The organism is Spirillospora albida (assembly GCF_000718255.1).
Taxonomy (GTDB): Bacteria; Actinomycetota; Actinomycetes; order Streptosporangiales; family Streptosporangiaceae; genus Spirillospora; species Spirillospora albida.
In genome coordinates this window covers 42,477-55,155 of sequence record NZ_JOFJ01000021.1, presented here as the reverse complement: position 1 = coordinate 55,155, position 12,679 = coordinate 42,477, and the positions used below count along the sequence as shown (strand labels likewise).

The 12,679-nt window shown below is 72.6% G+C and carries 12 protein-coding genes; 10 read left to right on the top strand and 2 right to left on the bottom strand.

The window, feature by feature from the left end:
* Nucleotides 1-9 precede the first annotated feature (9 nt).
* The 8 genes from casI to IE99_RS0124230 are packed head-to-tail and all read left to right on the top strand — an operon-like array spanning nt 10 to nt 8,835.
* Nucleotides 10-1,662 carry a steroid-22-oyl-CoA synthetase gene (casI, locus tag IE99_RS0124265; RefSeq protein ID WP_030175335.1) on the top strand — a complete coding sequence of 551 codons (1,653 nt, stop codon included), beginning with the start codon at nt 10-12 and terminating at the stop codon, nt 1,660-1,662.
* An 18-nt stretch (nt 1,663-1,680) separates the two neighbouring features.
* Complete coding sequence (locus IE99_RS0124260) at nt 1,681-2,844, top strand: acyl-CoA dehydrogenase family protein (RefSeq protein ID WP_030175333.1); 1,164 nt, start codon at nt 1,681-1,683, stop codon at nt 2,842-2,844.
* Nucleotides 2,841-3,782, top strand: coding sequence for a bifunctional MaoC family dehydratase N-terminal/OB-fold nucleic acid binding domain-containing protein (locus IE99_RS0124255; RefSeq protein WP_030175331.1), 942 nt, complete (start codon nt 2,841-2,843; stop codon nt 3,780-3,782). The genes IE99_RS0124260 and IE99_RS0124255 overlap by 4 nt, the downstream gene beginning before the upstream one ends.
* Nucleotides 3,782-4,864: an acyl-CoA dehydrogenase family protein gene (locus IE99_RS0124250; RefSeq protein ID WP_030175329.1), complete on the top strand. Its 1,083-nt coding sequence runs from the start codon at nt 3,782-3,784 to the stop codon at nt 4,862-4,864. Before IE99_RS0124255 ends, IE99_RS0124250 begins: the two co-directional genes overlap by 1 nt.
* Nucleotides 4,861-5,274, top strand: coding sequence for a MaoC family dehydratase (locus tag IE99_RS0124245; protein ID WP_030175327.1), 414 nt, complete (start codon nt 4,861-4,863; stop codon nt 5,272-5,274). The genes IE99_RS0124250 and IE99_RS0124245 overlap by 4 nt, the downstream gene beginning before the upstream one ends.
* Complete coding sequence (locus IE99_RS0124240) at nt 5,274-6,449, top strand: lipid-transfer protein (protein WP_051713162.1); 1,176 nt, start codon at nt 5,274-5,276, stop codon at nt 6,447-6,449. Before IE99_RS0124245 ends, IE99_RS0124240 begins: the two co-directional genes overlap by 1 nt.
* The gene (locus IE99_RS0124235; RefSeq protein WP_030175323.1) at nt 6,446-7,270 is read left to right on the top strand and encodes a MaoC/PaaZ C-terminal domain-containing protein; all 825 of its coding nucleotides are present in this window, start codon (nt 6,446-6,448) and stop codon (nt 7,268-7,270) included. The genes IE99_RS0124240 and IE99_RS0124235 overlap by 4 nt, the downstream gene beginning before the upstream one ends.
* Nucleotides 7,267-8,835 carry a FadD3 family acyl-CoA ligase gene (locus IE99_RS0124230; RefSeq protein WP_030175319.1) on the top strand — a complete coding sequence of 523 codons (1,569 nt, stop codon included), beginning with the start codon at nt 7,267-7,269 and terminating at the stop codon, nt 8,833-8,835. The genes IE99_RS0124235 and IE99_RS0124230 overlap by 4 nt, the downstream gene beginning before the upstream one ends.
* Here the strand turns inward: IE99_RS0124230 and IE99_RS0124225 are convergent.
* Nucleotides 8,819-9,739 carry an acyl-CoA dehydrogenase family protein gene (locus IE99_RS0124225; protein WP_030175317.1) on the bottom strand — a complete coding sequence of 307 codons (921 nt, stop codon included), beginning with the start codon at nt 9,737-9,739 and terminating at the stop codon, nt 8,819-8,821. The genes IE99_RS0124230 and IE99_RS0124225 overlap by 17 nt on opposite strands.
* A complete protein-coding gene (locus IE99_RS0124220) occupies nt 9,736-10,866 on the bottom strand; it encodes an acyl-CoA dehydrogenase family protein (RefSeq protein ID WP_030175315.1) in 1,131 nt (376 codons plus the stop codon). The genes IE99_RS0124225 and IE99_RS0124220 overlap by 4 nt, the downstream gene beginning before the upstream one ends.
* Before the next feature lie 121 nt (nt 10,867-10,987).
* On the opposite strand from IE99_RS0124220, the gene IE99_RS0124215 reads away from it, so the two are divergent.
* Together IE99_RS0124215 and IE99_RS0124210 are read left to right on the top strand one after the other, a co-directional pair.
* Nucleotides 10,988-11,770 (top strand): 2-keto-4-pentenoate hydratase, encoded by a 783-nt coding sequence (locus IE99_RS0124215; protein ID WP_030175312.1) that lies wholly within the window; start codon nt 10,988-10,990, stop codon nt 11,768-11,770.
* A 9-nt stretch (nt 11,771-11,779) separates the two neighbouring features.
* Nucleotides 11,780-12,679, top strand: a complete 900-nt coding sequence (locus IE99_RS0124210) for an acetaldehyde dehydrogenase (acetylating) (protein ID WP_030175310.1) — start codon at nt 11,780-11,782, stop codon at nt 12,677-12,679.

The window sequence follows — 12,679 nt, the reverse complement described above, 5'->3', positions numbered from 1 at the left end:
AGGGGGAACGTGGAGACGATCGCCGATCTGCTGCTGGCGCGGCTCGGGGACGAGCGCCCCGGGCTGCGCGGCCGCGAGCGGTCGTGGACGTGGGACGAGGTCGTCCGGGCGAGCGCCGTCCGGGCGGACGTGGCCCGGGAACTGCGCCGGGACGGCCCGTTCCACATCGGCGTGCTGCTGGACAACGTCCCGGAGTACGTCCTGTGGCTCGGCGCGGCGGCGCTCGGCGGCGCGACGATCGTCGGGATCAACCCGACGCGGACGGGAGCGTACCTGGAGCAGGAGGTCCGGCACACCGACCTCCAGCTCCTGGTCACCGATGAGGCCGGGGCGAAGCTCCTCGACGGCCTCGACATCGGCGTCCCCCGTGACCGCTTCCTCCTCATCGACTCGGAGGAGTACGCCGCTCTCCTCGACCGGCACGCCGGTGCGGAACCGGCCCGCGACCCCGCGATCACCCCGTCCACGCAGATGCTGCTGCTCTTCACGTCGGGGACGACCGGTGCCTCCAAGGCGGCGCGCTGCTCGCAAGGGCGGCTGTACGGGCTGGGGCAGGCCAACAGCGCCAAGTACGACGTGAAGCGCGACGACGTCTCGTACTGCCCGATGCCGCTGTTCCACGGGAACGCGCTGATGGCGCTCTGGGCGCCGTCCCTGTACGCGGGGGCGTGCGTGTGCCTGGCGCCGAAGTTCTCCGCGTCCGGGTTCCTGCCCGACGTCCGCTTCTACGGCGCGACGTTCTTCACCTACGTCGGCAAGGCGATCGGCTACGTCCTCGCCACGCCGGAGCAGCCGGACGACGCCGACAACACCCTCACGCACGGGTTCGGGACGGAGGCGTCGCCGGAGGACAAGAAGGAGTTCCTCCGGAGGTTCGGCGCGCGGCTCGTCGAGGGCTACGGCTCCAGCGAGGGCGCCGGCATGGTCAGGCTGGCGAAGGACGCGCCGGAGACCGCGTTCGGCGTCCCCGCCCACGACGGCGTCCGGATCGTCAACCCCGAGACCCGCGAGACCTGCGCCCCGGCCGTCCTCGACGAGCACGGGCGCGTTCTGAACGCCGAGGCGGCCGTCGGTGAGATCGTCGACGTGCACGGCGCCGCGAAGTTCGAGGGCTACTACAAGAACCCGGAGGCGGACGCCGAGCGCGTCCGGCACGGCTGGTACTGGACGGGCGACCTCGGCTACCTGGACGAGCGCGGCTTCCTCTACTTCGCGGGCCGGTCCGGCGACTGGATCCGGGTCGACTCCGAGAACACGTCGGCGCTGCAGATCCAGCTGGTGATCCGCCGCCACCCGAAGGTCGTGGACGCGGTGGTGTTCGCCGTCCCCGACCCGCGCTCCGGCGATCAGGTGATGGCGGCGATCGAGGTCCCGGACGGCGTCGCCTTCGCCGACCTCGACTTCGCGGCGTTCCTCGCGGCGCAGCCCGACCTCGGCACGAAGGGCGCTCCCCGGTTCGTCCGGGTGTCGGCCTCGCTGCCGACGACGGGGTCGGGGAAGCTCGCGCGCAAGCAGCTCCAGATCGAGGGCTGGCGCACCGGCGACCCCGTGTACCGGTGGATCGGCCGCGGCGCCCCCGCCTACGTCCAGATGACGGCCGACGACAAGGCGGAGCTGCGTGCGGAGTTCGCCGCCAACGGCCGCCTGAGGTTTCTCCCATGATCGACCGGAAGGGTGTCCATGGACCTGCGTGAGTCCGCAGAACAGCAGAGGCTGCGCGCGGAGCTACGGGCGTATTTCGCGAACCTGCTGCCCGAGGACGAGCGCCGCCGCGCCGGCGAGGAGGGCGTCGGCGGGCCCCGGTTCCGCGAGATCGTCAAGATGCTCGGCAACGACGGGTGGCTCGGTTACGGCTGGCCGACCGAGTACGGCGGGCAGGGCAAGTCGATCGCCGAGCAGTACGTGTTCTTCGACGAGGTGCAGCGGGCCGGCCTGCCGTTCCCGTTCGTCACCGTGAACACGGTCGGCCCGACGCTGATGAGGTACGGGACGGACGAGCAGAGGAAGCGGTTCCTGCCCGGCATCCTGTCCGGCGACATCGTCTTCGCGATCGGCTACACCGAGCCGGACGCCGGTACCGACCTCGCGTCGCTGCGCACCCGCGCGGTCCGGGACGGCGACGACTTCGTCGTGGACGGCAGCAAGGTGTTCACGTCCGGCGCGAACACCGCCGACTACGTGTGGCTGGCCTGCCGGACGAACCCGGACGCGCCGAAGCACAAGGGCATCTCGATCCTCATCGTCCCGACGGACGCGGAGGGGTTCTCCTGGAGCCCGATCCAGTGCGTCGGCGGCATGGTGGTGACGGCCACCTACTACGGGAACGTGCGCGTCCCGGCGTCCGACGTCGTGGGCGACGTGGACGGCGGCTGGGGCCTCATCACCACGCAGCTCAACCACGAGCGCATCGGGCTCGCCGCGCTCGGCGGCCGGATGATCCGGCTCTGGGAGGACGTCGCCGCCTGGGCGCGGGACGAGGGCGTCGCGGACATCCCGTGGGTGCGCCGCGACCTCGCCCGCACCTACGCCAAACTCGAGGCGATGCGGCTCATGAACTGGAAGATGACCGCGGCCGTCGAGGCGGGCGAGCTGTCCGGCGCGCAGGCCGGGGCGACGAAGACGTACGGGACGGAGACGCACATCGACGTCCAGCGGACGCTGACCGGGGTGCTCGGCGCGGCCGGGCGGATCCGCCCGGAGTCGCCGGGCGCGGCCCTCGCCGGGCAGATCGAGCAGCTGTCCCGGCAGGGCATCGTCAACACGTTCGGCGGCGGCGTCAACGAGGTCCTGCGGGACATGGTCGCCGTCCAGGGACTCGGACTGCCGAGGTCGAGGCGCTCATGAACTACGAGGAGAGGCTTCAGTCCTGGGTCGGGCGGCGGCTGAGCGAGCCCCGGCGCGGCCAGGACCCGGTGAACGTGCCGATGATCCGCCACTGGGTCGAGGCGATGGAGGACGACAATCCCGTCTTCCTGGACGAGGACGCCGCCCGCGCCACCGGACGCGACGGCGTCGTGGCGCCCGCCTCGATGATGCAGGCATGGACGATGCGCGGCTACAAGGCGTCCGTGAACGCCGACTCAGCCCCGCCGACCGGCGGCGATGAACTCGTCGCGCTGCTGGCGGAGGGCGGCTACACCTCCGTGGTCGCGACCGACTCGGAGTTCACGTTCGAGCGGGAGCTCGTCCCGGGCGACCACGTCAGCGTGGAGGAGCGCGTCGAGTCGATCTCCCCGGAGAAGACCACCGGCCTCGGCACCGGCCGCTTCATCAGCACGATCCGCACCTACCGGGACGCGAACGGCGAGGTCGTCGCGACGCAGAAGTGGCGGACGCTCCGGTTCCGTCCCGCCGAAAAACCCAAGCCGAAGGCGCTGCGGCCCCGGCCCGCGATCAATCCCGACAACGCGTTCTGGTTCGAGGCGGCGAAGGAGCACCGGCTCGTCATCCAGCGGTGCGCCGACTGCAAGTCGCTGCGGCACCCGCCCGGCCCGTGCTGCCCGCAGTGCGGCTCGTTCGCGTGGGACACCGTCGAGTCGTCCGGGAACGGCCACGTCTACAGCTACGTGGTCAACCACCATCCCCGGCACCCCGCGTTCGACTACCCGCTGATCGTCGCGGTGATCGAGCTGGCGGAGGGCACCCGGCTGATCGCGAACATGACCGGGATCGAACCGGCCGACGTCCGGATCGGCATGCCGGTCGCGCTCGACTGGATCGACCCCGACCCCGACCTTTCGCTGCCGGTGTTCCGCCCGGCCGGACCGAGGAGCCAGACCTGATGGACTTCACCCTTGGCGAGGAGCTGGAGGAGGTCCGGGGGCTCGCCCGGCAGATCTTCACCGACCACGCCACGCAGGAGCGCATCCGCGCCGCCGAGACGTCGGAGCGGCGCTTCGACACGGCGCTGTGGACGGAGCTGGCGTCCGCCGGGCTGCTCGGGGTCGCGCTGCCGGAGGAGCAGGGCGGCGCAGGGCTCGGCATCGGCGCGCTCGCCGTCCTCCTGGAGGAGCAGGGCCGGTTCGTCGCGCCCGTCCCGGTCTGGCCGGCGGTCGTCGCGGCGCTGACGCTCGCCGAGCACGGCACCCGGGACGACCTGGTCACCGCCGTGGCCGAGGGCACCGGACGGCTCACGCTCGCGCTGGAGGAGTTCGGCCCGCACGACCCGGCCGAGCCGCGCTGCACCGCCGCCGGAGACGGCGATGGCTGGCGGCTCACCGGGACGAAGGCGGTGGTTCCCACGGCCTTCGGGACGAGCCACGTGCTCGTCTCCGCCGCGACCCCGGACGGTCCCGGCCTGTTCCTGATGGAGACCGGCGCCGAGGGCGCTTCCTGGGAGCGGGCCGAGACGACCAGCCACGACGCGGCCGGGAACCTGACGCTGGACGGAGCGCCCGCCGAACCACTCGGCGACGGAGCGCTCGCGACCGCGCTGCGCCTGACGCGCGTGGCGGTGACGGCCGTGCAGATCGGCGTGGCCGAGGGCGCGATGCGGCTCGCCGCCGACTACCTCGGCGAGCGCGAGCAGTTCGGACGCCCGCTCGGCACCTTCCAGGCCGTCCAGCACCAGCTCGCCGACTCCTTCATCGAGATCGAGGCCATCCGCGTCTCGCTCTGGCACGCGGTCTCGCTGATCGCGGCCGGGGAGCCCGCCGACGCGGCGGTCCTCGTCGCGAAGTGGTGGGCGGACGAGGCCGGTCTGAACGTCGTCCACCGCACCCAGCACCTGCACGGCGGCGTCGGCGTGGACGTCGACTACCCTGTCCACCGGTACTTCCTGTGGGGCAAGCAGAACGCGGGCGTCCTCGGCGGCGCCTCCGCCGACCTCGACCGCCTCGGCGCGCTCCTCCAGGAGGCGTCGTGAGGTACGAGGACGTGACGGTCGGCCAGGAGCTGCCCGAGCTGGCCATCCCGCTGACCCGCACGATGATCGTCGCGACGGCCCTCGCCGGCCGCGACTACCAGGACGTCCACCACGACCCGGACCTCGCCGTCCAGCGCGGCTCCAAGGACGTCTTCATGAACATCCTGACCAGCAACGGCCTGGTCGAGCGGTTCGTGACGGGTTGGGCCGGCCCCGCCGCCCGCGTCAAGGGCATTAAGATCCGCCTCGGTGCCCCCAACTACCCGGGGGACACGATGACGATGACCGGCAGCGTGTCCGCCAAGGACGACGACGCCCGCCGCGTCGAGGTCGCCGTCCGGGGCGTCAACGCGATAGGCCCGCACGTCACCGGCACCGTCACCATCGAACTTTCGGAAGGAGCCGCGTGATGAGCGTGCTCCCAGGCGCGGCAGCCATCGTCGGCATAGGCGCGACCGAGTTCTCCAAGGAGTCGGGGCGCAGCGAGCTCCAGCTCGCCTGCGAGGCGGTCCTCGCCGCGATCACCGACGCGGGGCTGGAGCCGTCCGACGTGGACGGCATGGTGACGTTCACCGCCGACACCAGCTCCGAGATCCACATCGCCCGCAACCTCGGCATCGGCGAGCTGACGTTCTTCTCCCGGATCGGGCACGGGGGCGGCGCCGCGTGCGCGACCGTCCAGCAGGCCGCGATGGCGGTCGCGACCGGCGTCGCGGACGTCGTCGTCTGCTACCGGGCGTTCAACGAACGGTCCGGCGAGCGGTACGGGCTGGGCCAGGCGAACCGCCCGATGGACGTCAGCGCCGACCGCGCCGCGTACTCGTGGATGACGCCGTTCGGGCTGTCGACCCCCGCGCAGTGGGTCGCCATGTTCGCCCGCCGGTACATGCACGAGTACGGGGCGACCAGCGCCGACTTCGGCCGCGTCTCCGTCGTCGACCGCAGGCACGCCGCGACGAACCCGAAGGCGTGGTTCTACGAGCGGCCGATCACCCTGGAGGAGCACCAGGCGTCCCGCTGGATCGCCGAGCCCCTCCGCCTCCTGGACTGCTGCCAGGAGAGCGACGGCGGCCAGGCGCTCGTCGTCGTGTCCGCCGAGCGCGCCCGCGACCTGCCGCACAAGCCCGCCCTGATCTGGGGCGCCGCGCAGGGGTCCGGCAACGAGCAGCACATGATGACGTCCTACTACCGGTCCGAGATCTCCGGCATTCCGGAGATGGGCCTTGTGGGGCGGCAGCTGTACGCGCAGAGCCGCCTCACCCCCGCCGACGTGCAGGCCGCGATCCTGTACGACCACTTCACCCCGCTCGTCCTGCCGCAGCTCGAGGAGCTCGGATTCTGCGGCAAGGGCGAGGCGAAGGACTTCATCGCGGACGGCAACCTGGAGCTGGACGGGCGGCTGCCGATGAACACCCACGGCGGCCAGCTCGGCGAGGCGTACATTCACGGCATGAACGGCATCGCCGAGGCCGTCCGGCTCATCCGCGGCACGTCCGTGAACCAGCCGCGCGACATCCACACCGTCCTGGTCACCGCGGGAACGGGCGTCCCGACCAGCGGCCTGATGCTGGGAGCGGACGCGTGAACGGCGCAGATGTGAAGAACGCCGGAGACTGGCGCGGCCGCCACCTCGGCACGCGCACCGTCGCCTACGACGACACCAAGCCGATCCTGTACGCGCTCGCCGTCGGCGCGCGGGCCGCCGACCTCGACCTCGTCTTCGAGCGGGACCTCCGCGTCCTGCCGACGTTCGCCCTCACGCTCGCGCAGTGGGCGCCGGACGTGCTCGGCTCGGCCGGGGCGTTCGACGTCACCACGGCGGTGCACGGCACGCAGCGGCTGGCCGTCCGGAGGCCGCTGCCCGCGTCCGGCGAGATCACGATGGACGCGCGGGTCGCGGAGGTCTGGGACAAGGGCCGCGCCGCGGTCTTCGACGTCGCGGTGGAGAGCGACCACTTCGAGGCCACCTGGTCGCTGTTCGCGCCCGGACGCGGCGCGTTCGGCGGCGAGCGCGGGCCGTCCGCGGCGACGCGCCCGGAGGCCGTCCCCGACCACACGACGCAGGTCGCCACGCAGCCGAACCAGGCGGCGCTGTACCGGCTCCTCGGCGACCGCCACCACCTGCACATCGACCCGGACGCCGCGAAGGTCGCCGGGATGCCGCGCCCCATCATGCACGGGCTGTGCACGCTCGCCGCGGTGACGCTGCCGCTGGCCGCCGCGACCGGCGCGCACCCCGCAGACCTGGTGGAGCTGGAGGGCCGGTTCGCCGCCCCGGTGTTCCCCGGCGACCGGCTGACGCTCGCGGCGTGGACGGGCGGGGGAGACGGCGCCCGGTTCGAGGCGGCGGTCGACGGCACCACGGTCCTCAGCGCCGGCCGAGTGAGGTTCGAGGAGGTTCCATGAGTGAACTGACCATTCCGGGTGTGCTCGCCCGCGCGGCGGAGGCGTTCCCGGACGCCGAGGCCGTCGTGGACGGCGACGTCCGCGTCACGTTCGCGGAGCTGCGCGAGCGGGCGCGGGAGGCCACCGCCGCGTTCCTGGCGGCGGGCGTGGGGAAGGGCGACCGGATCGCGATCTGGGCGCCGAACGGTGTGCGGTGGATCGCGGCCGTGCTCGGCGCGATGGGCGCGGGCGCGGTGCTCGTCCCGATCAACACCCGCTACAAGGGCGACGAGGCGCGCTGGCCCCTGTCCAGGGCGAAGGTGAAGGTCCTCTTCATCGAGGACGGCTTCCTCGGCCTCGACTATCCGGGCATGCTCGGCATGGACGGCGACGGCGAGGTCCCCGGCCTGCCGGACCTGGAGGCCGTCGTCACGTTCAACGGCGAAGAGCGCGCGGGCGTCATGGGCTGGGAGGGGTTCATCGAGACCGGCACCGACTACTCGAGCGAGGAGATCGACGAGAGCATCGCGAGCGTCGAGCCGGGCGACGTCGCCGACATCCTGTTCACGTCCGGGACGACGGGCCGCCCCAAGGGCGCCATGGTCACGCACGAGCAGAACGTCCGGACGTACTCCGCGTGGACGAACCGGAACGGCCTCTCCGAGGGCGACCGGTACCTGATCGTCAACCCGATGTTCCACTCGTTCGGCTACAAGGCGGGCGTGCTGGCGTGCCTGCTGCGCGGCGCCACGATGGTGCTCCAGCGGGTCTTCGAGCCCGGCCAGACGATGCGGCTGATCGAGCAGGAGAGGATCACCGTCCTGCCCGGCCCGCCCACGATCTACACGTCGCTGCTGGACGCGCCCGGCCGCGCCGACCGCGACCTGTCCTCCCTGCGGCTCGCCGTCACGGGCGCCGCGGACGTTCCCGTCGCGCTCGTGCAGCGCATCCGAGCGGAGCTGTTCCCGCAGGTCATCACCGCGTACGGGCTGACCGAGTCGTCCGGTACCGTCACGGCCTGCTCGCTGGACGACGACGACGAGACGATCGCGACGACCTGCGGCCGGCCGATCGAGGACGTCGAGGTGAAGATCGTGGACGAGAAGGGCGCGGAGGTCCCGGCGGGAACCGACGGCGCGATCCTCGTCCGGGGCTACAACGTCATGCTCGGCTACCTGGACGATCCGGACGCCACGGCGGAGACGATCCGCGACGGGTGGCTCGACACGGGCGACCAGGGCCGGCTGGACGGGCGCGGCAACCTCCGCATCACCGGCCGGACGAAGGAGATGTTCGTCGTCGGCGGCTTCAACGTGTACCCGGCCGAGATCGAGGACGTCCTCGCCCGGCACGACGCGGTCGCCGAGTCCGGTGTCGTCGGCGTGCCCGACGCGCGGATGGGCGAGGTCGGCCGCGCCTACGTCCGGCTGCGCCCCGGCAGGACCGCCGCGCCCGAGGAGCTGATCGCGCACTGCCGCGAGCGGCTCGCGAACTTCAAGGTCCCCCGGGAGGTCGTCCTGGTGGACGACCTCCCGAAGACCGCGTCCGGCAAGGTCCGCCGGGTGGAGCTCAGAGAGCGCGCATGACCCGTGCCCGGTGCTCGGCGGGGGAGCCCCACGCCGAGTACAGGGCGCGCGCCTTGCGGATCCACAGCGACGGGTCGTACTCGTCGGTGTAGCCGATGGCGCCGTGCACCTGGAGGGCGGTCTTGGCGGCCAGGTAGGACGCCTCGGACGCGGCGACCTTCGCGGCGGACACGTCCCGGGTGAACTCCGGCGTCCCGTACGCGAGCGCCGCGCCGCGCAGCAGCGGCCGCGCGAACTCCAGCTCCACCATGACGTTCGCCAGATGGTGCTTGAGCGCCTGGTACTCGCCGATGGCGCGGCCGAACTGCCGCCGCGTCCTCGCGTAGTCGACGGACACCTCAAGCAGCGCCTGCCCGATGCCGAGCTGCTGCGCCGCGCACAGCAGCACGCCGAAGTCGGTCGGGTCCCCGCCGCCCTCGACCGCGAACAGGCGGCGGGCGGGGTCGAGCGACGTGCGCACGTCCCCGGTCACCGCGGCCTCGCGGCCCTCCCCGTCCAGGACGAGGTCGGCGGCGTCGGCGTCCAGCGCGTACGGGACGGCCAGCGAGACGACCGCCTCGCCCTCCGCGATCCGCGGCAGCCACGTCCCGGCCAGGGAGCCCCCGGTGCGGCCCAGCAGTTCGGCGGCGGCCAGGGTCTCGACGTACGGGCCGGGCGCGGCGGACCGGCCCAGCTCCTCGACGGCCGTGACGACCTCGACGGGGAGCGGCCCGGCGCCGCCGTGCTCCTCCGCGACGGCCAGCGCGAACAGGCCGGTCTCGGCGACCGACGCCCACAGCCGCCTGCCGGGCGCGCGGTCGCCGGCGGCCCAGGCGCGGGCCGCCGCCGCGGTGCCCGCGTCGGCGAGCAGCTTGCGGAGCGTCTCGGCGAACAGCTTCTGCTCGGCGGACAGGACGAACCTCACCGGGCCCCCCTCGGCAGGCCGAGCAGCCGCTCGGCGATCACGTTGCGCTGGATCTCGTTGGTGCCCGCGTAGATGGGGCCGGCGAGGGAGAACACGTAGTTCTCCAGCCACTCCGACTCCAGCTCCCCGTCGGCGCCGAGCAGGTCGAGCGCCGTCTCGTGCAGCGCCACGTCCAGCTCCGACCAGTAGATCTTGTTCAGGGACGACTCGGACCCGATGTCGTCCGACCGGGAGATCGTCTCGAAGCCCTTGAGCCGGTAGGCGCGCGAGCGGATCCACGCGTCCGCGACCCGGTCGCGCATCGCCGTGTCGGACGGGTCTGCGCGCTCCTTCCACAGGCCGACGAGCCGCTCGGTCGCGGCGGTGAACCGGCCGGGGGAGCGGAGCGTGAGGCCGCGCTCGTTCCCGGCGGTGCTCATCGCGACCCGCCAGCCGTCGCCGGGGGCGCCGATGACGTCGGCGTCCGGGACGAACACCTTGTCGAGGAACAGTTCGGCGAACGCGGGCTTGCCGTCGAGCCGCCCGATCGGGCGCACCGTCACTCCCTCGGCGTCGAGGGGGAACATCAGGTACGTCAGCCCCCGGTGCCGCTCCGACTCGGGGTCGGAGCGGAACAGGCCGAAGCCCCGGTCGGCGAACGCGGCGCGGGAGCTCCACGTCTTCTGGCCGTCCAGGAGCCAGCCGCCGTCGGCGCGGGTGGCGGTGGCGCGCAGCGACGCGAGATCGCTGCCCGCGCCCGGCTCCGACCACGCCTGCGCCCAGATCACCTCGCCCGCCGCCATCGGCGGCAGGATCCGGGTGAGCTGCTCGGACGTGCCGTGCTCCAGCAGCGTCGGCGCGAGGAGGTTGATGCCGTTCTGGCTGACCCGTCCCGGCGCGCCCGCCGCGTAGTACTCCTCCTCGAAGACCAGCCACTGGAGGAGGGACGCGCCGCGCCCGCCGTACTCGCGCGGCCACGACACGACGCCGAGGCGCGCGCCGCCGAGGGCCTTCTCCCACTCCCGGTGGGCGGCGAAGCCCTCCTCGGTCTCCAGGGACGGGAGCGGCTCGGCGGGCACGTGCGCGCGCAGCCAGTCCCGCACCTCGGCGCGGAAGGCCGCGTCCTCCGGCCCGAAATCGAGATCCATTGAGCCTCCCCAATTTTCTAACAACTGTTTGGTAGAGTACGCGGCCCGTCGCGGTGAAGGGCCCTCCCGCCCAGTGGGACCGAACGAGCGTCGGCGCGGAGCGGCTCGTAGCGTCACGGGCATGCTGACCAACGAACGGCGCCGCGAGGTCGCGGACCGGCTCTGGGCCGCGGAGCTGGAACGATCGCCGATCGCGCCCCTCACGGAGACGTATCCGGGCATCGACGTGGTCGACGCCTACGAGATCCAGCTCGTCAACATCCGGCGGCGGCTGGACGCGGGCGCGGTCGTCCACGGCCACAAGGTCGGCCTGTCGTCCAAGGCCATGCAGCAGATGATGGGCGTGGACGAGCCCGACTACGGCCACCTGCTCGGCGACATGGCCCTGTCCGAGGGCGAGCCCGTCGCCGCCGACCGGTACTGCCGCCCGCGCGTCGAGGTCGAGGTCGGGTTCGTGCTCGGCGCCGACCTGCCCGGCGAGGACTGCACCGAGGCGGACGTCATCGCCGCCACCGAGCGCGTCGTCCCCGCCCTGGAGCTGATCGACAGCCGCATCGCCGACTGGAGGATCAAGCTCGAGGACACCATCGCCGACAACGCGTCGTCCGCCGGGTACGTGATCGGCGAGGGCCGCTCCCCGAAGGACCTCGACCTGAAGGCGATCGACGCGACCCTCCGGCGCGACGGCGAGTTCGTCGTCTCCGGACGCTCCGACGCCGTCCTCGGCGACCCCGTGATCGCCGTGGCCTGGCTCGCCCGCAAGGTAGCCTCATTCGGCGTCCGCCTGCACGCCGGGCACGTCGTCCTGCCCGGCTCCTGCACCCGCGCGATCGACGTCGCCGCGGGGCAGACCTTCACCGCCGACTTCACCGATCTCGGCTCCGTCTCGCTCACCTTCAAATAGGAGGAAACCATGGCGGCGACCGCCGCGATCGTCGGCCCCGGCAACATCGGCACCGACCTGCTCTACAAGCTGCTGCGCAGCGAGAACATCGAGCCCCGCTACATGGTCGGCGTCGACCCCGGGAGCGAGGGCCTCGCCCGCGCCGCCAAGCTGGGGCTGGAGGCCAGCGCCGAGGGCATCGACTGGCTGCTGTCCCGGCCCGAGCCGCCCGACCTCGTCTTCGAGGCCACCTCGGCCTACGTGCACCGCGCCGCCGCGCCCCGCTACCGGGAGGCGGGCATCACGGCGATCGACCTGACGCCCGCCGCCGTCGGCCCCGCGATCATCCCGCCGGCCAACCTGCGCGCCCACCTGGACGCCCCGAACGTCAACCTCATCACCTGCGGCGGCCAGGCCACGATCCCCATGGTCTACGCGGTGTCCCGGGTCGCCGAGGTCGACTACGCCGAGATCGTCGCGTCCGTGTCGTCGGTGTCCGCCGGCCCCGGCACCCGCGCGAACATCGACGAGTTCACCCGCACCACCGCCAAGGGCATCGAGACGATCGGCGGCGCGAAGCGCGGCAAGGCGATCATCATTCTGAACCCGGCCGAGCCGCCCGTGATGATGCGCGACACGATCTTCTGCTCGATCGCGCCCGACGCCGACCGCGACAAGATCCTCGAATCGATCCACGACGTGGTCGCCGAGGTCCAGGGCTACGTGCCCGGCTACCGGCTGCGCGCCGAGCCGCAGTTCGACGAGCCGTCCGACGTCAACGGCGGGATGGCGCGCGTCGCGGTCTTCCTGGAGATCGAGGGCGCCGGCGACTTCCTGCCGCCCTACTCCGGCAACCTCGACATCATGACCGCCGCCGCGACCCGTGTCGGCGAGGCGTTCGCCGCGCAGATCACCGCGAAGGAGGACTGA

Excerpts from the sequence above, each read along its gene's own strand:
- IE99_RS0124220 (WP_030175315.1), bottom strand. The coding sequence starts at position 10,866 with ATGGATCTCGATTTCGGGCCGGAGGACGCGGCCTTCCGCGCCGAGGTG.
- IE99_RS0124230 (WP_030175319.1), top strand. The coding sequence starts at position 7,267 with ATGAGTGAACTGACCATTCCGGGTGTGCTCGCCCGCGCGGCGGAGGCG.
- IE99_RS0124240 (WP_051713162.1), top strand. The coding sequence starts at position 5,274 with ATGAGCGTGCTCCCAGGCGCGGCAGCCATCGTCGGCATAGGCGCGACC.
- IE99_RS0124210 (WP_030175310.1), top strand. The coding sequence starts at position 11,780 with ATGGCGGCGACCGCCGCGATCGTCGGCCCCGGCAACATCGGCACCGAC.
- IE99_RS0124215 (WP_030175312.1), top strand. The coding sequence starts at position 10,988 with ATGCTGACCAACGAACGGCGCCGCGAGGTCGCGGACCGGCTCTGGGCC.
- IE99_RS0124260 (WP_030175333.1), top strand. The coding sequence starts at position 1,681 with ATGGACCTGCGTGAGTCCGCAGAACAGCAGAGGCTGCGCGCGGAGCTA.
- IE99_RS0124250 (WP_030175329.1), top strand. The coding sequence starts at position 3,782 with ATGGACTTCACCCTTGGCGAGGAGCTGGAGGAGGTCCGGGGGCTCGCC.
- IE99_RS0124255 (WP_030175331.1), top strand. The coding sequence starts at position 2,841 with ATGAACTACGAGGAGAGGCTTCAGTCCTGGGTCGGGCGGCGGCTGAGC.